General features: G+C 41.2%; 27 protein-coding genes. 25 read left to right on the top strand and 2 right to left on the bottom strand.

What is annotated here, in order from left to right:
* The first annotated feature begins 171 nt into the window (after positions 1 to 171).
* The 21 genes from dinB to DWZ38_RS01225 all read left to right on the top strand — a co-directional run bounded on the left by dinB (position 172) and on the right by DWZ38_RS01225 (position 12,645).
* Entirely contained in the window at positions 172 to 1,422 is a 1,251-nt protein-coding gene (gene dinB / locus DWZ38_RS01325; RefSeq protein ID WP_117627418.1) for a DNA polymerase IV, read from the top strand.
* Between the two features lie 42 nt (positions 1,423 to 1,464).
* The gene (locus tag DWZ38_RS01320; RefSeq protein WP_077326115.1) at positions 1,465 to 1,707 is read left to right on the top strand and encodes a LexA repressor; all 243 of its coding nucleotides are present in this window, start codon (positions 1,465 to 1,467) and stop codon (positions 1,705 to 1,707) included.
* A 5-nt stretch (positions 1,708 to 1,712) separates the two neighbouring features.
* A complete protein-coding gene (locus tag DWZ38_RS01315; protein ID WP_004611568.1) occupies positions 1,713 to 1,967 on the top strand; it encodes a hypothetical protein in 255 nt (84 codons plus the stop codon).
* A 176-nt stretch (positions 1,968 to 2,143) separates the two neighbouring features.
* Positions 2,144 to 2,347, top strand: coding sequence for a hypothetical protein (locus tag DWZ38_RS01310; protein ID WP_226801081.1), 204 nt, complete (start codon positions 2,144 to 2,146; stop codon positions 2,345 to 2,347).
* A gap of 170 nt (positions 2,348 to 2,517) precedes the next feature.
* Positions 2,518 to 2,865, top strand: a complete 348-nt coding sequence (locus DWZ38_RS01305) for a helix-turn-helix transcriptional regulator (RefSeq protein ID WP_117582140.1) — start codon at positions 2,518 to 2,520, stop codon at positions 2,863 to 2,865.
* Positions 2,866 to 3,015: 150 nt separating this feature from the next.
* The gene (locus DWZ38_RS01300) at positions 3,016 to 3,423 is read left to right on the top strand and encodes a recombinase family protein (RefSeq protein ID WP_117582142.1); all 408 of its coding nucleotides are present in this window, start codon (positions 3,016 to 3,018) and stop codon (positions 3,421 to 3,423) included.
* A 62-nt stretch (positions 3,424 to 3,485) separates the two neighbouring features.
* On the top strand, positions 3,486 to 3,638 hold the full coding sequence (locus DWZ38_RS01295) for a hypothetical protein (protein WP_199412695.1): 153 nt from the start codon (positions 3,486 to 3,488) through the stop codon (positions 3,636 to 3,638).
* A complete protein-coding gene (locus tag DWZ38_RS01290; RefSeq protein WP_117582146.1) occupies positions 3,628 to 3,948 on the top strand; it encodes a helix-turn-helix transcriptional regulator in 321 nt (106 codons plus the stop codon). Before DWZ38_RS01295 ends, DWZ38_RS01290 begins: the two co-directional genes overlap by 11 nt.
* Positions 3,949 to 3,958: 10 nt before the next feature.
* Positions 3,959 to 4,330: a recombinase family protein gene (locus DWZ38_RS01285; protein WP_004611637.1), complete on the top strand. Its 372-nt coding sequence runs from the start codon at positions 3,959 to 3,961 to the stop codon at positions 4,328 to 4,330.
* 2 nt (positions 4,331 to 4,332) lie between these two features.
* Positions 4,333 to 4,770 (top strand): type II toxin-antitoxin system PemK/MazF family toxin, encoded by a 438-nt coding sequence (locus DWZ38_RS01280; protein WP_117582148.1) that lies wholly within the window; start codon positions 4,333 to 4,335, stop codon positions 4,768 to 4,770.
* The gene (locus tag DWZ38_RS01275) at positions 4,754 to 4,966 is read left to right on the top strand and encodes a DUF6462 family protein (protein WP_004611639.1); all 213 of its coding nucleotides are present in this window, start codon (positions 4,754 to 4,756) and stop codon (positions 4,964 to 4,966) included. Before DWZ38_RS01280 ends, DWZ38_RS01275 begins: the two co-directional genes overlap by 17 nt.
* A 134-nt stretch (positions 4,967 to 5,100) precedes the next feature.
* Positions 5,101 to 5,277, top strand: a complete 177-nt coding sequence (locus tag DWZ38_RS01270; protein ID WP_004611640.1) for a hypothetical protein — start codon at positions 5,101 to 5,103, stop codon at positions 5,275 to 5,277.
* Positions 5,278 to 5,309: 32 nt separating this feature from the next.
* Positions 5,310 to 6,545 (top strand): tyrosine-type recombinase/integrase, encoded by a 1,236-nt coding sequence (locus DWZ38_RS01265; RefSeq protein ID WP_117582150.1) that lies wholly within the window; start codon positions 5,310 to 5,312, stop codon positions 6,543 to 6,545.
* A 276-nt stretch (positions 6,546 to 6,821) separates the two neighbouring features.
* Complete coding sequence (locus DWZ38_RS01260; RefSeq protein WP_117849506.1) at positions 6,822 to 7,292, top strand: methionine--tRNA ligase subunit beta; 471 nt, start codon at positions 6,822 to 6,824, stop codon at positions 7,290 to 7,292.
* Positions 7,293 to 7,511: 219 nt separating this feature from the next.
* Positions 7,512 to 8,114, top strand: coding sequence for a Type 1 glutamine amidotransferase-like domain-containing protein (locus DWZ38_RS01250; protein ID WP_117849505.1), 603 nt, complete (start codon positions 7,512 to 7,514; stop codon positions 8,112 to 8,114).
* Positions 8,115 to 8,168: 54 nt separating this feature from the next.
* Positions 8,169 to 8,687, top strand: coding sequence for a ClbS/DfsB family four-helix bundle protein (locus DWZ38_RS01245; RefSeq protein ID WP_117849504.1), 519 nt, complete (start codon positions 8,169 to 8,171; stop codon positions 8,685 to 8,687).
* Between the two features lie 269 nt (positions 8,688 to 8,956).
* Positions 8,957 to 9,643, top strand: coding sequence for a tyrosine-type recombinase/integrase (locus DWZ38_RS22030; protein ID WP_178105245.1), 687 nt, complete (start codon positions 8,957 to 8,959; stop codon positions 9,641 to 9,643).
* Between the two features lie 10 nt (positions 9,644 to 9,653).
* Complete coding sequence (locus tag DWZ38_RS22025) at positions 9,654 to 10,376, top strand: SPASM domain-containing protein (protein ID WP_243000106.1); 723 nt, start codon at positions 9,654 to 9,656, stop codon at positions 10,374 to 10,376.
* 1 nt (position 10,377) lies between these two features.
* A complete protein-coding gene (locus DWZ38_RS01235; protein ID WP_117849503.1) occupies positions 10,378 to 10,989 on the top strand; it encodes a 4Fe-4S binding protein in 612 nt (203 codons plus the stop codon).
* Complete coding sequence (locus tag DWZ38_RS01230; protein ID WP_117849502.1) at positions 10,986 to 11,759, top strand: protein-ADP-ribose hydrolase; 774 nt, start codon at positions 10,986 to 10,988, stop codon at positions 11,757 to 11,759. Before DWZ38_RS01235 ends, DWZ38_RS01230 begins: the two co-directional genes overlap by 4 nt.
* Positions 11,728 to 12,645 (top strand): Sir2 silent information regulator family NAD-dependent deacetylase, encoded by a 918-nt coding sequence (locus DWZ38_RS01225; protein WP_347518463.1) that lies wholly within the window; start codon positions 11,728 to 11,730, stop codon positions 12,643 to 12,645. The genes DWZ38_RS01230 and DWZ38_RS01225 overlap by 32 nt, the downstream gene beginning before the upstream one ends.
* Positions 12,646 to 12,679: 34 nt before the next feature.
* Here the strand turns inward: DWZ38_RS01225 and DWZ38_RS01220 are convergent, their stop codons facing one another.
* Together DWZ38_RS01220 and DWZ38_RS01215 are read right to left on the bottom strand one after the other, a co-directional pair.
* Complete coding sequence (locus tag DWZ38_RS01220) at positions 12,680 to 13,381, bottom strand: LytTR family transcriptional regulator DNA-binding domain-containing protein (protein WP_117849500.1); 702 nt, start codon at positions 13,379 to 13,381, stop codon at positions 12,680 to 12,682.
* Positions 13,382 to 13,532: 151 nt separating this feature from the next.
* Positions 13,533 to 14,540, bottom strand: coding sequence for a LacI family DNA-binding transcriptional regulator (locus DWZ38_RS01215; RefSeq protein ID WP_117849499.1), 1,008 nt, complete (start codon positions 14,538 to 14,540; stop codon positions 13,533 to 13,535).
* A gap of 342 nt (positions 14,541 to 14,882) precedes the next feature.
* Here DWZ38_RS01215 and DWZ38_RS01210 point away from each other — a divergent pair, with 342 nt between their 5' ends.
* The 4 genes from DWZ38_RS01210 (at position 14,883) to DWZ38_RS01195 (ending at position 19,707) form a co-directional block, all read left to right on the top strand.
* A complete protein-coding gene (locus DWZ38_RS01210) occupies positions 14,883 to 16,283 on the top strand; it encodes an L-fucose/L-arabinose isomerase family protein (protein ID WP_117849498.1) in 1,401 nt (466 codons plus the stop codon).
* A gap of 2 nt (positions 16,284 to 16,285) precedes the next feature.
* Complete coding sequence (locus DWZ38_RS01205) at positions 16,286 to 17,119, top strand: transketolase (RefSeq protein ID WP_021924883.1); 834 nt, start codon at positions 16,286 to 16,288, stop codon at positions 17,117 to 17,119.
* Positions 17,112 to 18,044, top strand: coding sequence for a transketolase C-terminal domain-containing protein (locus DWZ38_RS01200; protein ID WP_117849497.1), 933 nt, complete (start codon positions 17,112 to 17,114; stop codon positions 18,042 to 18,044). The genes DWZ38_RS01205 and DWZ38_RS01200 overlap by 8 nt, the downstream gene beginning before the upstream one ends.
* Positions 18,045 to 18,231: 187 nt before the next feature.
* Positions 18,232 to 19,707 (top strand): glycerol kinase, encoded by a 1,476-nt coding sequence (locus DWZ38_RS01195; RefSeq protein WP_117849496.1) that lies wholly within the window; start codon positions 18,232 to 18,234, stop codon positions 19,705 to 19,707.
* Positions 19,708 to 19,848 lie beyond the last annotated feature (141 nt).

Here is a 19,848-nt window from a genome sequence, read left to right as displayed (position 1 = left end):
CAATAGTGCCAATTATTCAAGTTAAAAATCCAATATAATGGGAAAAAGGACACATGTGTCCGTTGACAGTCGATTATTCTTGGGGTTATACTATGCCCTGTAAGAAACATTACTCATATACTTGGACTAAAGGTTATGGTAGTGACAGATTAAATGCAGGAGGTGATGAAGATGGGAGACAGGGTAATACTTCATTCAGATATCAACTGTTGTTATGCCTCGATTGAGCATCTGCATCATCCGGAGCTTGCAGGAAAGCCACTGGCAGTAGGCGGTGACCCGGAGGCAAGACATGGGATTGTCTTAACAGCCGACTATATTGCTAAGAAGTACGGTGTGAAAACAGGAATGGCACTCTGGCAGGCAAAGCAGGTCTGCCCTGACATAACATTTGTTTCACCAAGAATGGACTTATATCTTCGGTTCTCAAGAATGGCACATGAGATATATGCAGAATATACGGACAGGCAGGAGCCATATGGGATTGATGAGTGCTGGCTTGATGTGACAGGGAGCAGTTCCCTTAAAGGAGATGGATTGCTTATCGCACAGGAAATCAGCAGGAGAATGAAGTCAGAGCTTGGCATCACAGTAAGTGTTGGTGTTTCTTTCAATAAGATATTTGCAAAGCTGGGTTCTGACTACAAGAAGCCGGATGCAATCACAACTATGTATAAGAGTGAGTTTAAGCAGAAGGCATGGTCACTTCCGGTGGCAGATCTTCTATACGTTGGCAAAAGTACGAACAGAAAGCTTGCATTATTTGGTATCAAAACCATAGGTGATCTTGCAAGGGCAGATGAAGATGTGCTTAATAGTCACCTTGGAAAGATGGGCAGTATCTTATGGTCGTTTGCTAATGGCTATGATGATTCACCTGTCAAGCTGGAGAATACCCACGCTCCAATCAAATCGGTGGGAAACAGCACAACGACACCAAAGGATTTAGTATGCGATGAGGATGTAAAGATTGTTCTTTATATTCTGGCTGAGAGTGTTGCAGCAAGACTTCGTGAGAATGGATTCCGGTGCAGAGTGGTTGAGATAAGTGTCAGGGATAATGAGTTATTCTCTTTTACCCGTCAGAAAAAGATTGACCATGCAACAAACATCACCGGAGAGATAGCTGCATATGCTTATCAGATATTTAAGGAAAACTATAACTGGAGCAAGCCAATCCGTAGTGTTGGTGTCAGAGGTGCAGATCTGGTAACAGATAATTATTGGGAGCAGATAGATTTGTTCTCAAGTGTGGAGAAACGGGAAAAGCAGATGAAGATGGATAATGCTGTGGATGAGATTCGCAGAAGATTTGGATTTTACAGTATCCAGAGGGGACTCATGTACCGGGACAGGATTCTGTCGGCAGTCAATGCAAAAGAAGAACACACAGTACATCCACATGGGTACTTTTCAGGTTAGCAACGAGAAGTGCCAATAGAGTAAAGAAGAGGGAGGCGGAACATGAGCGAAGCAGCAAGAATTAATCTGGTAGACAGAGCACCATTGACGGAGAAGCAGCAGAATGTGTATGAAAGCATTATGCAATATCAGCGTGTGAATGGCTATGCTCCTACTATCAGGGAGATATGCAAGATGGTAGGGGTGGCATCGACTTCAAGTGTTTATGCACATCTGAAAATATTAGAAGAAAAAGGCTATATAGCAAGGAAGATGGATGCTTCCAGAGCAATAGCAATCTTGTAAGGAAGGTGATTACATTGAGCAATAAGGTATATGTTGATGTACTTGCAGAGTTTTCAAAGGACGGACTGCTCATTCCCAAAGAGATAACATGGGAAGATGGCAGAAAGTATGAGATTACACGAGTAAAAGACAAGCGTAGAGCAGCCAGTACAAGGGCTGGTGGCGTTGGAGAGCGTTATACCTGCGTGGTAGATGGAAAGGAAATATTCCTTTTCTATGAAGATAACAATATGTGGTTTATGGAAAGAGCCGGAGCCTGATGTGATTGTGTGCTTACAGCACAATTCATATCAGTTGGCTTTAGATCAGCAAAGCCGGGGAATGTGCAGACATTCATCGGAACTCTCGGCAAAAGGCTTGCAAAGGTGATTTCCCTTTCCTTTACGAGTACAGAATTGTAGATTGATGATTTTGTATGAATAAGGAGCGAACTGAATTGAACAAAGAAAATGTTATAGAAATTAGATGTAAAAAATGCAACAAGTTAATGATGGAATATTTTGTATGCGGTGATGATTCCGCTGTGGCACTTCAGAATATTGGAATTAAGTGTGACAGATGCAAGCGAGTGATGATACTCAAGAAGTATTCCGAGGGAATGATGAAGGAACATTCTGAGAATGGAACTTTCAGAATATAACGATTGAAAATTAAATTATAGCCCACCTGATAAGGGCACATCAAAAGATGGAAGCACCAGAGACGCAGGGGAAACGAACAGTATTTATGATACTGGTTTCCTCGTGCGTCTTTTTTAGTGCTGTAAAGGTAATCCGACTTGTTCGTTTCCAAGGGCGGCAAGGAGGATTTATGAGCAGTAAAGCACAGACAAGAGAAAAGGATTATGAGAGAGGATTACGAATTGCTGACAGTAGAAAGGCGATAGGATTATCACAGGATGAGTTAGCTCATAGAGTAGGTATAGGCAGACAGGCAATATCTGCGATTGAAAATGGTGGAGATTTTAAGACACAGACATTAGATAATCTGGCAATCGTACTTGGTGTATCTGTTGATTTCATAATGTATGGAAAGAATGAAGAAAATTCAGAACTGTTATCTGAGGCAATGGATGTTCTTTCAGATATGGATGAATTGCAGATAAGACAGTGCCTTGCAATGATGAAAGCGATGAAAAGCGTGTCAGTTGGAAAGTGATTGTCGTGTTTACACGACATAATTGTCGCCTGTACACGGTCGGCAATAAAGCAGTAAGAGACTAGAATGAACATGTGCTTGAGATACAGCACACCACGAGAGTGGAGGCGCCAAAACTCTCCAATACGAAATCGTAAAGGAGACAACAAAATGAATAAAAGAGATTTTAACGTAGTAGGAAACGAAGGTACAGATAATCAGGAGCTTGCAAAGGGTATTGCATTTGTAAAGTCACGCAGAGCAGAACTTAATGTAGTTCAAATGGTTGAAAGTATGCGTGATCAGGCAATGCCTAATGGAGTAATAATCAATGATGCGTATTGTGATCGTTCAATGACAAGGGACTATGACAGAGAAGGTCTGAATGCTTTCTTTTCAACACTTAAAGAGGAAGACTTTGAGGTTGTAGTAGTCAGAAGCCTGAATGAGATCACAGATGACATTTATGATCTGGAAGAATTTGTGAATACCATTACTGATATGGGCATATGGCTCTATTCTCTTGAAGTCGGTCCGGTGCCAATTACTGTATCTCATGCAGAGGACTTCGGATGCTAAAGGAGTTCTCTAGTAGAGAAGCAGCAGGAAATCTTTCGGGTCGGGACAAACAAGTCCCGGCTGTGAAGGATTGCAGATTTACACAGACTGCATTTGGTACAGTAGTACATGATTCGAGTGGGAAGTGGCTTGGTCAGTATGAGACAGAAGATGCGGCGGTAGAGATGCTTAGAGAAATGGCACGGGACAATGGAGGGTACGACGATGAAATATGAAGGATATAAAATTGGTCCGGTGATTCGTGATATCCGTAAGGACAAAGGACTTCTCATTGAAGAGGTTGCCGCTAAAACCGGAATAAGTGTTTCGACGCTTGGACAGGTGGAGCAAGGAGGAAGAAACTTGAGCATGAAAAATTTGTATATGCTTATGGAAGTTTATGAAACAGACGCAAATAGCTTACTTGCAATAGACTGTACACCGGATTCATTAGATTCGAGGCTAAAGCGGTTACCTGCAGATAAGCAGGATTATTTGGAAAAGACATTTGATTTTATGATAGAGCAGGCTTTGAAGTCAGCATAGGAGGCAGAGAATGAGAAGAAAGATTAAAAAGATGGATTGCATAGAATATCTTTCAGTGCAGGCTCCATTGGAAAAAGTAAATATGCTTGAAGACAAGCAGAGCAAATATATACATGAATTTGTAAAGAGAAAAGAATATTCAATCGTGGGAAAGATAAGACGCAATGGCTTTTCGCAGAGAGATGTTGATCGCCAGTGGAATCAGATTGTGAATATGATCCGCAAAAAGCAAATCAGTGGAGTAGTTGTTGCGAATATGGCAGCTATATCCAGCAGTGTTGCGGATGCTTATTTTAAGGTAGGACTGGTTATTGAAGCAGGCGGCATTGTGGTGACTGTAGATGAGGGCAGATTGGATATGCACATCAAGAAGGGAGCATAGATATGAGCAGACGAACAGAAAAAAGAAGATATGGTAAGTATAATAAATTTGATGTCGTGTATGCAGATTTTGGAAAAAATCCACATGGCATCCAGGGAGGAATCAGACCAGGAATAATTATTTCATGTGATGCCAGTAATCATGATGGTGCACCACAGGTGTCAGTAGTCCCTTTGAGCAGTAAGTTAAAGGATATTCCGGTACATGTGATTTTAAATCCGAAGGATGTGAGTGGATTTGGATTAAGTAAGATATCTGATTTTATGCCTGAAGATGCACAGACAATTTCAAAAGGCTGCATTAGAGCAAAAAGTGGAACTATCATTGAGGATTCCGGCGTGAGAGAAGAAATAGACAGAGCATTGATACGACAGTTTGATCTGTTACCTGTAGCTCGCAAAATGGTAATGGAGGAGTTAGCAAATGGACAGCAGAACTAAAAAGACTAATAATAAAAGATTTGTCAGATATTCAGAAGGAGCAGAGATGTATTCAATGAGTGTGTCAAAGTTTATGCAGTTAGCGAAGGATGCAAAGGCATGTTATAAAGTGAATCAGCTGGTGTTGGTTAATCTGGATATTATTGATGAATATCTGGAGACTTTCCATATTGTAGATGACGAGTTTTATAAGTAATTATGAGAAATGACGCATTGATATAGAAGAAATACAAACAAGTATGGAGAAAAATGAGCCAAGAGAGAAAAAATGTATTGACTTTCGGTCAGACCAAAAGTATAATATGACTAAGATATGAAGGAGGCATACAGATGGCTAGAACTGGAAGACCAAAAGCAGATAAACCTTTTGATCATAAGGTAACTGTTAAATTCAAAGAAGAGGAATACCAGATAATGGTTGAGTATGCTGAGACTCATAATCTATCCATTTCGCAATTGATTAGAATGGGTGTTGAATTACAAATGAAGCAGCAGGCTAATCAGTAGAACAGGCTCTTTTCTCCGGAAAGGAGAGAATAATGGCTTGTAGAAAAGATGGTAAAGGCAGAGTATTAAGAAAGGGTGAGGGTTACAGAAAAGGCGACGGAAGATACTCATATGTATATATTGATCCATTAGGCAAGAAAAGAACCATTTATGCAAAGTCTTTGGTGAGGCTTCGAGAAAGAGAAGAACAGTTACAAAAAGACCAGTTGGATGGACTTGATATCTATGTCGCAGGAAAAGCTGATGTAAACTTTTTGTTTGACAGGTACATATCAACTAAAACAGAATTGCGTAGCACTACTTACAGTAATTATTTGTATACATGGAATCATTTTATTCGTGATACATTTGGCAAGAAGAAAGTAAGAGATGTGAAATACTCAGACGTGTTATTCTTTTATACAGACTTGATTAATAATCAGGGATTACAGATTAATACGCTTGAGACAATTAACACAGTACTAAGACCTACATTTCAACTTGCTGTCAGAGATGATATCATAAGGAAGAATCCGGTAGACGGAGCATACTGTGAAGTAAAAAAGCGTAATGGTGGTGCCAGAAAAACAAGGCGAGCGTTGACTGTGGATCAGCAGAGAAAATTCATGGAGTATGTAGCAAAGAATCCGTTCTTTTATCACTGGTATCCATTCTTTGTATTTTTGTTAGGAACTGGATGCAGAATAGGAGAAGCAATTGGGATACGCTGGGATGATATTGATTTGGAAAATCGAATCATTGATATCAATCATAGCTTGACCTATTACCAGAGAGCGGATGATTCATATAAATGTGAGTTTAGAGTATCTTTGCCAAAGACAGAAGCTGGTAATCGTAGAATACCTATGATGCAGCAGGTATATGATGTGCTTCAGGAAGAATATGAGAGACAGAAGCAGGAAGGCTTTTGCGTTGAGAATGTGGATGGAATGACCAATTTTGTATTTACAAACCGATTTGGGATGCCACATAACCCAGCAGCAGTAAACCGGGCAATCAAGAGAATTGTGGATACACATAATTCAGAAGAAGAGGTGGCTGCTAAAAAGGAGAAGAGAGAACCTGTTATGATTCCAAGATTCTCCTGCCATATCTTCAGACACACGTTTGCATCAAGATTTTGCGAGAATGAAACCAACATCAAAGTAATTCAAGAGGTAATGGGACATGCTGATGTATCGACTACCATGAACATATATGCAGAAGCAAACCCAGATGTTACCAAATCAGTAATTGAGAAATTATCAAAAAATATGGATATTTTTTAGAAAAGAGTCCTGCGATTGAACTCTTTGAAGATTGAAAATATACCTATTCATACTGGGATAAATATGCTATACTCATCTAGTATTGAAGTGTTTGACACGGCAGTACATGTCTTAAAATAAAAAGACGTATTTTAAGGCGAATGACATCTTTTAGACGCACAAAAGTCAAAAAAACGTCCAAGAGTGACCAAGTATATAGAATCCGGGAAAGCCTATTTTCCAAGGGTTTGCAAGGATATACAAGAGTTAGCTTAGCAATCAAAAAAATTCCCGACAATGAAGTCCTTAGATGGTGTAAATAAGAAAAATGATGTAAATAATACAGCTTCTGAAGCACCTGAAAAAAATGTAAAAACTGAGCCTGAAAAGATTGATTTTTCTAAGGTAAAGATAGAGCCTTTATTTGAGGAAGCAGTTGACTTTGACACATTCAGCAAGTCAGATTTCCGTGCAGTAAAGGTCAAAGAGTGTGTCGCAGTACCGAAGTCAAAGAAACTGTTACAGTTCACTCTTGATGACGGAACAGGCACAGATAGAACCATTTTAAGCGGTATTCACGCTTATTATGAGCCGGAAGAACTGGTTGGAAAGACTCTTATCGCTATCACAAATCTTCCACCGAGAGCTATGATGGGCATTGACTCTTGCGGTATGCTCCTCAGTGCTATCCACGAAGAAGAAGGCGAAGAAAAGCTCCATCTTCTGATGGTTGATGACCATATTCCAGCAGGTGCAAAGCTCTATTAAGATGATGTAAAGATGTACCGTTTTACCAAATAGACGGGACGTACTTCATTTGATAAAAAACTGAAAAAACAGCGATTTACATCAAACTTACATCATTTGATGCAGAAATCGGTGCAAGCAAGAAAAAATCGCATAATTAGTGCAATGAGTGGGCAATTCCAATCGGAGTTGCCCATTTTTAAAACAAACAGAAATATAAATTTATAAAGGAGAATATTGATGAAACTATTTTTATGTTCGCATTTTTCAAGTGTAGGAAGTCTGATAAAGGAAGAAATTGAAAATAAGAAAGTCGCATTTATTCCAACAGCTTCGTTGCGTGAAGGCTACACCGGTTATGTCGGCTCGGCTCGAAAATTATTCAAAAAGTTGGGAGCAATCGTAACTGAAATTGATATTTCAACGGAGGCTTATTCAACGATACAGTCTGTTTTTGAAGATGCAGATGTGATATATTTTACCGGCGGAAATTCTTTCTTTCTTATGGACCAACTCCGTAAAACAAGAACTGATGGGTTGCTGAAAAAGGAATTGGCAAATGGAAAATTGATGATCGGCGAGTCGGCAGGCGCAATTATATGCGCTCCAAGCATCCAATATATCGAGCAAATGGATGAAAAGCCGGAGGACTACTCACAAGAAGATGATGCAGGGCTTGATTTGATTGATTTCTATGTTCTTCCGCATTATCTTACAGCACCATTTAAGAAAGTTACCGAGAAAATAATGACTGAGTTTTCGGATTTGAATCTATGCCCTATTAACAACCATCAGGGAATTGTAATTGATGGTGAAGGTTCAAGGGTTATTTGCAAAGACTAATTTGAAAAATCCTTTTTTTGAAACTGGAAAATCGGAAGCTGAGGAGATAGACTATTGAGAACATATGAGAATAAAGACGAGCTTAAAAACGAGATAAATAAAAGCTTTGCAAAGTATATTTCAGAATTTAATGATATTCCGGAGCATTTAAAAGATAAGAGAATTGATGAGGTCGATCGAACTCCGGCAGAAAATCTTGCTTATCAGGTTGGCTGGACAACTCTTGTTATTAAATGGGAATCAGACGAAAGAAAGGGTATTCCTGTCAATACTCCTTCGGATAATTTTAAGTGGAATCAGCTTGGCGAATTATATCAATGGTTTACAGATACATATGCTCAGCTGTCACTGCAAGAATTGAAAGACAGATTGAATGAGAATATCAACTCTATTTATGCAATGATTGATTCTCTGAGTGATGAAGAATTATTTAAACCACATATGAGAAAATGGGCTGACGAAGCAACTAAAACAGCTGTCTGGGAAGTATACAAATTCATACATGTTAATACAGTTGCTCCGTTCGGAACCTTTAGAACCAAGATTAGAAAATGGAAAAAGATTGCACTATAACTTCAAGTTGAACAAAATCGCTGCGCGATGGCCTGCCAAGGCTGTGGCGCAGTTTTTCTATAACTTAATAAAAAGCAGTGGAAACCAAGTCCTACAAGTAGTATTGTTAAGTCACCACAACCAACAATCAAACAGGATCGACATCCCCACTGCCTATGATAAGAATACCATTGAGCTGCCTTTCTGGCAAGCAGTTTTATTATGCTAATGCTCCTCCATGTAAGCAGTGTTTATACATTTACGATTTACTTTACATGGAGGATTTTATTATGTACGAAGAAATTTTTAATCAGATTAGATCTGCTGCGAATAAACGGAATCTCAAGGATTCCACGATTCATGCATACTGTACCAGTGTTGCTCATTTTTTGAACCACACAGCCAAGGATATAGATGCATTAACAACTGACGATGTTGATATATTCCTAACTGAAAAGAAACTTTCTGGGATTTCACCAGAAACATACAATCACTACCATTTAGGAATCCGCTTCTTTTACAAAAAAGTATTGAAGATGAATTGGGATGATGATGACATACCTCGTATGAAAAGGGACAGAAAGTTACCAACGGTGCTTACAAAAGCAGAAATATCAGCTATTCTTGATGCTACACCAAATCTGAAGCATAAAGCTATGATCGCTACTATGTATTCAGGTGGACTTCGTGTTTCAGAAGTCACACACCTTCATTATGATGATATTTCACGCACGAACAAAACCATACACATCCGCGATGGAAAAAGCCGATCTGACCGTTATACTTTGCTTGCAGACCGGACGCTTGAAATATTGACAGAATACTGGTTTCAATGTGGCAGGCCAAGAGGGATTCTGTTCCCAAGTTCATGGACAGGGGATTATCTTACAAAAGATAGTGTCATTCAGTTTTTTCGTGAAAGCGCCGAAAGAGCAGGCATTCAAAAACACGTCTCCACACATTGTTTGTGGTTGTGAGAAGTACCAGATGTCCCTTGATGGAATGCGAGAAACTCATGACTGGTTCAGAAAGCCGGGAAGTTTTGATCTGACGATTGAAAAAATCGGATGTCTGAACAGAGCAGGAATAAAAAGTGTAATTATGAGTACGGTATCCAAAACAAATATGGAAGAGATACCGGATATTATTGATGAAGTTGTAAAAGCGAAAGTAAAGGTTTTTGCATTTTCCCGCTATGTGCCTACAGGTGGTGAAGTTGACACAAGCATGACATCGGAAGAATACAGAAAACTTCTGGAAGTCTGTGATGCAAAGTATAAGGCATATGAAAAGGCAGGATGTGCGACCTATTTTAATAAAAAGGATCATTTGTGGACGCTGTATGAATATGAAACGGGACAGTTTAAGCTTCCCAAGAGTACAGAGGCAGGAATGATCTATGGTGGCTGTAACTGTGGAAACTGTCATATTACCATATCTTCCAATGGAGATATTATGGCATGCAGAAGGGTGACAGACAGTAAAGTGGCCAATATTTTTGAAGACCGACTGGCAGACGTCTGGATCTGTCAGATGGAAAAATACAGAGATTATGATAAATTTGTAAAATGCAGCAAATGTGAACTTAAGGCATGGTGCCGGGGATGTCCGGCAGTTGCCAATGGAACAAGCGGTAACTTTTATGGGGCAGATCCGCAGTGCTGGAAGACAAAAAATGAGATTACCGGGGAGATATTGGAGGAGCGATAAAGTGGATTTAGTAACATGTCTGAAAAAAATGGAACTGGTGGGAGTACTTGCATTTGCGACAGTGGACAGTGAAGGAGCACCACAGATACGGAATATCAGTGCGATTCATTATGAGCCAGATGCATTCTATTTTTTCACTGCCAGAGGTAAAAACTTTTGTAAAGAATTAATGGAAGATGGCAGAGTTCAGATTCTTGCTTATACCAAATATAAAGAAATGATTCGTTTGTCAGGAAAGGCTTACGCAGTAGCAGAGAATGAACAGAAAAAATGGATGGATATCATTTTTGAAGAACAGCCATATCTTGCTAATGTATATCCAGGGGATACAAGAGAAATCGGAATTATTTTCTGTATTGATAAGGCTGAAGTGGAGTATTTTAATCTTGGCGTAAATCCAATTTTCCGGGAGACATATATTCTGGGAAATGTAAATGTAAAAGAAAAGGGATATTACATAACGGAATCCTGTATCGGCTGCGGGACATGTATAAAACATTGTCCACAAAAATGTATTGAGAAGGGAACACCTTTTGTCATCTGGCAGGAGCACTGTCTGCACTGTGGAAACTGTTATGAAAACTGTCCGGTGAAAGCGGTGGTCAGGAAATGAATCAGGATGACAGAAGAAAATATTTAATTAAAGGCTTATTGAAAGAGCGACCGGAATATGAGAATATGCAGATCCCATCAGATGCAGGCGAGCAGAGAATGCTGCTCAGATCGCTTATGAATATAAGAATGCCAGGGGAAATGGACCACGCATTTTTGCAGATTCAGGATGCGTACCTTTCAGAAGAAAATGAGAAGAAAGGCACTGTCACATTGGCAGATATCAGGGAGGTACAACCTGATCTTTCTATCTGGAGGGGTGATATTACAAGACTTAGAGTGGGAGCAATCGTAAATGCGGCCAACAGCGGTATGACAGGCTGCTATCAGCCTTGCCATGACTGTATTGATAATTGCATTCATACCTATGCAGGAATTCAGCTTCGAAACTATTGCAATCATATGATGATAAAACAGAGACATGAAGAACCGACAGGGCAGGCAAAGATCACCCCAGCATTTAATCTGCCATGTGATCATGTGATTCATACAGTTGGTCCGATCGTACAGGGAAAGCTGACAAAGAAACATGAGCATTTATTGATATCCTGCTATGAATCATGTCTTAGGATAGCTGATGAGAATGAGGTAAAGAGTATTGCTTTTTGCTGCATTTCAACGGGGGTGTTTATGTTCCCAAATAAAAGAGCTGCTGAGCTTGCAGTGCAGACAGTAAAGCAATATAAAGAAAAGACAAAATCAAAGATAAAGGTGATATTTAATGTTTTTAAAGAGGAAGATGAACGACTCTACAAACAGTTACTCGGATAAGATCTTACAGATAAAAGAAAAAATTGGGGAAGCAGATGCTGTTGTAATAGGGGCTGGTGCGGGATTTTCCACATCAGCCGGCTTTGTGTATAACGGTGAAAGATTTGAAAAATATTTTTCGGATTTCAGAAAGAAATATGGATTTTCCGATATGTATGCAGGAGGCTTCTACCCATATAAAACATTGGAAAAGCACTGGGGATACTGGTGCAGGTATATCTATATCAACCGTTATATGAATGCTCCCAGACCAGTATATCAGAACCTGTATGATCTGGTGAAAGAGAAGGATTATTTTGTTCTGACAACAAATGTGGATCATTGTTTCCAGAAGGCCGGCTTTGATAAAAACAGAATATTTTATACACAGGGCGATTATGGGTTGTTTCAATGTAGTGAGCCTTGCCATAAGGAAACCTATGACAATGAAGACAAGATTAAAAAAATGGTGCTGAGTCAGGGATTTCAGATAAAAGACGGGGAACTGCAAAAACCGGAAGACGGAGAAATAAAGCTTACGGTTCCGGCGGGGCTGATTCCATATTGCCCGCGCTGTGGTAAGCCAATGAGTATGAATCTTAGATCGGATCAGACATTTGTTGAAGATAACGGATGGCACCGGGCAGCAGAAAAGTACGAGAAATTTATACAGGATCATAAAAAGCAGAAAATAGTGTTCCTTGAACTTGGGGTAGGATATAATACTCCTGGTATTATAAAATATCCGTTTTGGCAGATGACAAGCACATTTCAACATGCATTTTATGTGTGTCTGAACCAGGGTGAAGCATATGCGCCGGAAGAAATAAGGAGAAAGTCTGTCTGCATGAATGAAGATATCGGAGTGGTTCTGAATAATCCATTTTCAAGTAGCATAACTATATAAGGGGCTGTCGGGAAATAGACAGCCCCTTTGCCTGCTATTTCAAAAAATCATCAGCCGGAACCAAAATACATGCGCAAAAATTCTCCACAGGCTGGAAGCATTTGAGAATAAGTTGTTTTTGAAGCTGGACACTATATGTCTGAAGGTGATAGCTTTTACCGTTTACTGCAACATCGGTATAGGCAGCCAGAAGCTTTTTATTATTTTGGGGAAATACCTGATAGAGAGAGTGCCCCAGCACTTCTTCCGGCATTTTCTTTCCCAGAAAGAGCAGTTCTTTGTTACAATAACGAAACACGAAATCAATTCCGGCTCCGTTTTCATTGAAAATAAGCTCGATCACGCAAAAGGCAAGGGGCATGTTATCCAATACGGAGAAACGTGTACAGACATCAGTGGATGTAATTTTGGAAAACTCATGACGCAAAGCTTTGTTTAGCTGTTTATGACTGGCGGCACCACGTTTACGACCTTCCAGACAGGTGCCGTCCAGCATGTGATAGGTACAGTTTTCTATGTATTTAATCTGTTCTTTGGCAACTACAGTTCCCTTATTGATGCAAATATAGTTATAAGGTCTAAGCTCCTTGAACAGGTCCTTCACTGTGATAAAAGTTTTTATTACACGTTCGTCAGTTGTATAGATACAAGTCTTATTATTCTGTCTAAGCAAATATTTGATATCATTAATATGGATATTATATTTCTTGAAAAACTTTAATACTTTCTCATCCATATAAATGCCCCTCCCGATTTTTATTGTAAGTATACCATATCTGTAAAGATTTGTCAGTATAAATTGAAGATATCCGGGTCAAAATATCAGGAACCTAATATAGGAAGGGGAAAATATCTTTAGATTCCAGAATTATTTGAAAAATAAGGCATTATACCGAAAATCGTTTAACCAGATTTGCAGAAACCTCGATTTTGCAGGTGTGCTGTCTTGGCTCTTCAATTTGGGAGAGCAATTCTCTGGCCGCAACCTGTCCCATATAATGCCTGGGGACGCTGATGGTAGTAAGCGCAGGATCAATAATGCGTCCTTCGGAAACATTGTCAAAGCCAACTACTGCAATTTGTTCCGGAATCTTGTAGCCCCGCAGGCGCAGAGCCTTGATGGTGCCGATTGCAATCAGGTCATTATCTGCGAAATAGCAGTCTGCCAGGGCATCGCCGCGGTCGATCACAGCCAGCATGTCTGCCATTGCACCATCAATAGACGGGGAAAGCTGGTGGATAATGCAGCGGGAACGAGACATTCCATTGGCATGGACTGCATGATAAAAGCCCTCAAGTCTTTCAGAAAAGTTACGAAGAGGATATGCAGACTGCAGATATCCAGGCTGTTTCATTCTGCGGCTGATCAGGTAATCTGTGGCCAGGTACGCTCCCTGGCGGTTGTTTGGGACTACATAATTGCAGTTCAGATTTTCAAAGTAAGCATCCAGAATTACTACCGGGAAAGGAAGCTTTAAAAACGGTCGAACCATTTCTTCACGCATTTCTGTACCAAATAAAATGATCCCCACACAATCTGTAGTTCGAAGATCTTCCAGATAATGCTCCAGGTTGTCCCTTTTCTCATAGAAGGTGATGACCTTCAGCTTGTAGTTGCCTTTTTGCACCATGGACTCCATGCCCTCAACCATTGCGTCAAAAATAGGGGAATAGGACATGATGGCATTATGGGAACGGTAGCTGACTGCATAGATGCTTCCGACTTTATTTTTCTTTAAAGAAAGCCTGGTAAAGTCATAGCCGTATTTCTCTGCGGCTTCTACTACCATGCGGCGGGTTTCGGTGCTGACGCCAGGCTTATTGTTCAGTGCCATGGAGACAGCAGTCTGTGAAAGATTCAGTTTTTCAGCCAGTTGTTTGGCAGTAATGGACATTTGCGGCACCTCCCGGATAAAGTTACAGTGATTTTGCCAGTTTAAAGTGATTTCTGTGGAAAATGTTTAGATTTTCCAGGCAGAAGTTTTCTATGTTGTATATATTGTACTTCTTAAATGAAAAATAAACAATATATTTGCAAGAAATAAAGTAAAAATAAAGTTGAAAACACTTTATTTTTTATTGGAATAAAGTTGAAAGAGACCTATACTAGAGCCATAAGGAAAAGCAAAGACGATATGAAGAAATAGCAAAAGTTGTGAGACAATTAGAGCTTTCCTGAAATCGGACAAACAAAATGTACATACAAAAACTTAAAATCACAAGGAGGAATGCAAAAAATGGCAAACATTAAAATTGGTTACGCGCCAACCAGAAGAAGCATTTTCAGCGCACCGGACGCAGTTAAGTATCGTGGACTTACTGCAGACAGATTAAGAGAGTTAGGAATTGATTTTGTAGATATCACAGATGTAAATGAAGAAGGTCTTCTTTATGACGAAGCGGGCCGCATCAAAATTGCAGAGAAATTCAAAAAAGAAAAAATCGACGGACTTTTCCTTCCTCATTGCAATTTCGGAACTGAGTTCGAGTGTGCAAGACTTGCAAAGGAATTAAACGTACCGGTTCTTCTGTGGGGACCTCTTGATGAAAGACCAGATGAGAACGGCGTTCGCCTTCGTGACACCCAGTGCGGACTTTTTGCAACAGGTAAAGTACTTAGAAGATTCCGTGTTCCATTTACTTATATGACAAACTGCAGACTGAACGATCCTGTATTCGAGAGAGGCCTTCGCGATTTCATGGCTGTCTGTAATGTAGTAAAAACCTTCCGCAACATGAGAATTCTTCAGATTTCAACAAGACCATACGAGTTCTGGTCTACCATGTGCAACGAGGGTGAGCTTCTTGAGAAATTCAACATTCAGCTGACCCCTATCCCAATGCCTGAGCTTACAGATGAGATGAAGAAAGCAAAAGCAGAGGGAACTGAGGTCGCAAAGGTTGTTGAGTATTGCCGTGCAAACATGGAAATCTGTGTAAAAGACAACGAGCTTGAGAACGTAGCTGCCCTTAAGGTTGCGATGGGAAATCTCATTAAGAAATATGGCTGCCAGGCAGCTGCAATCCAGTGCTGGAACCAGCTGCAGAGTGAAATCGGAATTATGCCATGTGCAGCAAATGCTCTTTTGAACGAAGAGGGAATTCCGGTTGTATGTGAGACCGATATTCATGGTGCAATTACAGCTCTTCTTGTTGAGGCAGCAGCACTTGATGACACAAGAAGCTTCTTCGCAGACTGGACTATCCGTCATCCTGATATTGAGAACGGCGAGCTTCTTCAGCATTGCGGACCATGGCCGATTTCTGTTGCAAGAGAAACACCGAAGCTTACTTATCCGTTGGCATTCAGCCATCCGGGAAGCATTACAGCAGAAGCAAAACATGGGGAAGTTACTTTGGCACGTTTTGATGGTGATAACGGAGAATACTCCATGCTTCTTGGAAAAGCCAAAGGTGTTGATGGACCGAAAGGAATGGGAACTTACCTGTGGGTTGAGGTAGAGAATATCAAACGTCTGGAAGCTAAGATCGTAGAGGGTCCATATATCCATCACTGTGTAGGTATCCACAAGGATGTAGTTCCGGTACTTTACGAGGCATGCAAATATATGGGCATCACTCCTGATTTATATGATCCTATTGAAGAAGATGTGAAAGCATATTTAAGAGGTGAATGAGAATGGAAAATTTAAAGGCAAAATCTTTTGATTTAAGAAAAGATACTGTAGACATTATCGTTGCCGGAAAGGGCGGTCATATCGGTGGTGATATGAGCGTGATCGATACTCTGATCAGCCTGTATTTCTGCCAGATGAATGTTTCTCCGGAAAGGCTTGATGATCCGGATCGCGATCGCTTTGTACTCAGCAAGGGTCATTCTGTAGAAGCATATTATGCAGTACTTGCAGCAAGAGGATTTCTGGATCTGGATGATATCAAAGCAAACTTCTCTAAATTTGGTTCTAAATATATCGGACATCCGAACAATAAGCTTCCTGGAATCGAAATGAATTCCGGATCTCTCGGACATGGACTTCCGGTTTGTGTGGGCATGGCTCTTGCAGGCAAAAAGGACAACAGAGATTACCGTGTTTATACAGTAATGGGTGACGGTGAGTTAGCTGAAGGCTCTGTATGGGAAGGCTTCATGGCAGGACATCAGTACAAGCTGGACAACCTTTGCGCAGTAATCGACCGTAACCGTCTTCAGATTTCCGGAAATACAGAGGATGTTATGGGACATGACGATCTTCATGAACGTATCCGTTCCTTTGGATGGCATGTAATTGATGTAAAAGACGGAAATGATATTGACCAGTTAAATGCGGCTTTTGAGGAAGCAAAAACAGTAAAAGGAAAACCAACGGCAGTGATCGCCAATACTGTAAAGGGCTGTGGATCTTCTGTAATGGAAAACAAAGCAAACTGGCATCACAAGGTTCCGACCCAGGAAGAATATGATCAGATCATTGCGGATTTTGCAGCAAGAAAGGAGGCAGCTCTTCATGAATAAGATTCCAAACAGACAGGCAATTTGTGAAGTATTGATGGATAAGGCGAAAGACGATAAGGATATTATGGTGCTTTGCAGTGATTCCAGAGGCTCTGCATCTATGACACCATTTGCAGATAATTTCCCGGAACAGTTTGTTGAGACAGGTATTGCGGAGCAGAACCTGGTGAGTATTTCAGCAGGTCTTGCAAAATGCGGCAAGAAACCTTTCGCATGCTCCCCGGCTTGCTTCTTATCAACAAGAAGCTATGAGCAGGCTAAGATTGATGTTGCATACTCCAACACCAATGTTACCCTGATCGGTATCAGCGGCGGTGTAAGCTATGGCGCGCTTGGAATGAGCCATCATTCCGCACAGGACATTGCTGCTATGGCTGCAATTCCAAATATGCGAGTATATCTTCCAAGTGACCGTCATCAGACAAAACATCTGGTTGAGGCTCTGTTAAAGGATGAGAAGCCTTCTTATATCCGCGTAGGAAGAAATCCGGTTGAGGATATTTATACAGAGGATAACTGTCCGTTTGAAATGGATAAGGCTACTGTTCTGAAAGAGGGAACAGATGTTGCGATCATCGCATGCGGCGAGATGGTTCGCCCGGCTTTCGAGGCTGCCAAATTACTGGAGACTCAGGGAATTTCCGCAACTGTACTGGATATGTACTGCGTGAAGCCTCTGGATGCTGAGGGCGTTGTGAAGGCTGCCAAGAATGTAAAGGCTGTTATCACAGTTGAGGAGCATGCACCGTTTGGCGGACTTGGCTCTATGGTTGCACAGGTTGTTGGTGCAGAGTGCCCGAGAAAAGTGCTGAACATGGCTCTTCCGGATGCTCCGGTTATCACAGGAACCTCACAGGAAGTATTTGATTATTATGGATTAAATGCTGAGGGAATTGCCAAGAAGGCAGTTGAAGCTCTGAAATAAGAGCCGGGATTTTTCTTGAAAGATTTTACAGATAAATAATGAACAGGCTCAGGCGTGACTGACAGACTGCAGAAATGCAGATCCAGGGGATCCAAAGGCTGTGCATGCATCGTAAGGTGCGAGGACAGCAGGGGTACCTGGTCAGGCACGCCTGTCGTTGTATTTTAGAAAAAAGAGGATAGCAAAAATGGCAAAATATATCATAAGTATTGATCAGAGTACCCAGGGTACCAAGGCGCTTCTTTTCGATGAGACTGGCAGTATTATGCGCCGCACAGACCGTCCGCATAAGCAGATCATCAATGAGAAGGGATGGGTTTCCCATGATCCGGAGGAGATTTACAGCAATGTACTTGAGGTTGTACGGGAACTGCTTGAGGGTGTTGAAAAAGAATGTGTGGTTGGTCTTGGCATCAGCAACCAGCGTGAAACTTCCCTTGCATGGAACCGTATTACAGGTAAGCCTTATGGAAATGCAGTTGTATGGCAGTGTGCCCGTGCAGTAGATGTATGTGCCCGTGTGGAGGCTGCCGGTGCGGCTGAGGTGATCCGCCAGAAAACAGGAATGAATCTTTCTCCATATTTCCCGGCTTCTAAAATTGCATGGCTTCTGGAAAATGAAGAAGGTGCAAAGGAGGCAGCAGAACGCCACGAAATCTGTCATGGTACTATTGACAGCTGGCTGGTGTTTAAGCTGACAGAGGGTAAGGAGTACAGAACAGATTATTCCAATGCTTCCAGGACCCAGCTGTTTAATATTTTTGATCTGAAGTGGGATGATGAGATCTGTAAGCTGTTTGGTATTGATTCGGCAAATATGGCTGAGGTGACAGATTCTGATGCTTGTTTTGGAGAAACTGATTTTGAGGGATTGCTTCCTCACAAAATTCCGATTCACGGTGTACTGGGTGATTCTCACGGATCTTTATTTGGACAGGGATGTTTGCAGCCTGGCATGATCAAGTCTACCTATGGTACCGGTTCTTCTATCATGATGAACATCGGTGAGAAGCCGATTCTGAGTACACACGGGGTTGTTACTTCTCTGGCATGGAAAATCGGCGGCAAGGTGAACTATGTGCTTGAGGGCAACCTGAATTATACAGGTGCTGTTATTACCTGGCTGAAGGATGATCTGCAGATTATTGCTTCACCTGGGGAGACTGGTCCATTGGCGAAGGCTGCAATTCAGGAGGATAGCCTGTATCTGGTTCCGGCATTTAGTGGTCTTGGTGCGCCCTACTGGGATAGCGAGGCAAGAGCATCTGTTGTAGGAATGAGCCGTACCACCCGTAAAGCCGAGTTTGTGAGAGCCGCACTTGAGTGTATTGCTTATCAGATTACAGATGTTGTACAGGCAATGGCCGAGGATGCAGGTGTTCCGGTGAAGGAGCTTCGCGTAGATGGCGGTCCCACCAGAAATGATTACTTAATGCAGTTTCAGAGTAATATCGCAGATGCCGGGGTACTGGTTCCGGATTCAGAGGAGCTTTCTGCAATTGGACCGGCATATGCGGCAGGATTGCAGCTTGGTGTCTGGGATGACAGTATCTTCGGAAAATTGAACCGGGTTTCTTATAAGCCGGATATGGATGCAAAGAAACGGGCACAGAAGTATGCCGGATGGAAGAAGGCTGTGGCTTCCGTGATTACAAACAAATAACAATTTGTATTTAAGATGGTTTAGTCCGTCTCCTATATGCAAGCCCCATGAACAAGCTGGCCTATAAAAGGTCAGGACAGTGTTCATGGGGCTTGTCCTATATTCATAAAATCCTGGTTCAAGACTACTTGTAAGAGGTGC

Source organism: Ruminococcus sp. AF31-8BH (assembly GCF_003460605.1).
Taxonomy (GTDB): Bacteria; Bacillota; Clostridia; order Lachnospirales; family Lachnospiraceae; genus Blautia_A; species Blautia_A acetigignens.
This window is presented reverse-complemented; position numbering and strand designations above follow the sequence as displayed.

What these genes read in the sequence shown, in the direction of transcription:
- DWZ38_RS01215 (WP_117849499.1), bottom strand. Translation starts at nt 14,540, where the DNA reads ATGTCCATTACTGCCAAACAACTGGCTGAAAAACTGAATCTTTCACAG.
- DWZ38_RS01285 (WP_004611637.1), top strand. Translation starts at nt 3,959, where the DNA reads ATGAGAAGAAAGATTAAAAAGATGGATTGCATAGAATATCTTTCAGTG.
- DWZ38_RS01260 (WP_117849506.1), top strand. Translation starts at nt 6,822, where the DNA reads ATGAAGTCCTTAGATGGTGTAAATAAGAAAAATGATGTAAATAATACA.
- DWZ38_RS01225 (WP_347518463.1), top strand. Translation starts at nt 11,728, where the DNA reads ATGAACGACTCTACAAACAGTTACTCGGATAAGATCTTACAGATAAAA.
- DWZ38_RS01205 (WP_021924883.1), top strand. Translation starts at nt 16,286, where the DNA reads ATGGAAAATTTAAAGGCAAAATCTTTTGATTTAAGAAAAGATACTGTA.
- DWZ38_RS01305 (WP_117582140.1), top strand. Translation starts at nt 2,518, where the DNA reads ATGAGCAGTAAAGCACAGACAAGAGAAAAGGATTATGAGAGAGGATTA.
- DWZ38_RS01280 (WP_117582148.1), top strand. Translation starts at nt 4,333, where the DNA reads ATGAGCAGACGAACAGAAAAAAGAAGATATGGTAAGTATAATAAATTT.
- DWZ38_RS01200 (WP_117849497.1), top strand. Translation starts at nt 17,112, where the DNA reads ATGAATAAGATTCCAAACAGACAGGCAATTTGTGAAGTATTGATGGAT.
- DWZ38_RS22025 (WP_243000106.1), top strand. Translation starts at nt 9,654, where the DNA reads ATGTCCCTTGATGGAATGCGAGAAACTCATGACTGGTTCAGAAAGCCG.
- DWZ38_RS01275 (WP_004611639.1), top strand. Translation starts at nt 4,754, where the DNA reads ATGGACAGCAGAACTAAAAAGACTAATAATAAAAGATTTGTCAGATAT.
- DWZ38_RS01320 (WP_077326115.1), top strand. Translation starts at nt 1,465, where the DNA reads ATGAGCGAAGCAGCAAGAATTAATCTGGTAGACAGAGCACCATTGACG.
- DWZ38_RS01300 (WP_117582142.1), top strand. Translation starts at nt 3,016, where the DNA reads ATGAATAAAAGAGATTTTAACGTAGTAGGAAACGAAGGTACAGATAAT.
- DWZ38_RS01265 (WP_117582150.1), top strand. Translation starts at nt 5,310, where the DNA reads ATGGCTTGTAGAAAAGATGGTAAAGGCAGAGTATTAAGAAAGGGTGAG.
- DWZ38_RS01230 (WP_117849502.1), top strand. Translation starts at nt 10,986, where the DNA reads ATGAATCAGGATGACAGAAGAAAATATTTAATTAAAGGCTTATTGAAA.
- DWZ38_RS01290 (WP_117582146.1), top strand. Translation starts at nt 3,628, where the DNA reads ATGAAATATGAAGGATATAAAATTGGTCCGGTGATTCGTGATATCCGT.
- DWZ38_RS22030 (WP_178105245.1), top strand. Translation starts at nt 8,957, where the DNA reads ATGTACGAAGAAATTTTTAATCAGATTAGATCTGCTGCGAATAAACGG.
- DWZ38_RS01250 (WP_117849505.1), top strand. Translation starts at nt 7,512, where the DNA reads ATGAAACTATTTTTATGTTCGCATTTTTCAAGTGTAGGAAGTCTGATA.
- DWZ38_RS01210 (WP_117849498.1), top strand. Translation starts at nt 14,883, where the DNA reads ATGGCAAACATTAAAATTGGTTACGCGCCAACCAGAAGAAGCATTTTC.
- DWZ38_RS01195 (WP_117849496.1), top strand. Translation starts at nt 18,232, where the DNA reads ATGGCAAAATATATCATAAGTATTGATCAGAGTACCCAGGGTACCAAG.
- DWZ38_RS01270 (WP_004611640.1), top strand. Translation starts at nt 5,101, where the DNA reads ATGGCTAGAACTGGAAGACCAAAAGCAGATAAACCTTTTGATCATAAG.
- DWZ38_RS01220 (WP_117849500.1), bottom strand. Translation starts at nt 13,381, where the DNA reads ATGGATGAGAAAGTATTAAAGTTTTTCAAGAAATATAATATCCATATT.
- dinB (WP_117627418.1), top strand. Translation starts at nt 172, where the DNA reads ATGGGAGACAGGGTAATACTTCATTCAGATATCAACTGTTGTTATGCC.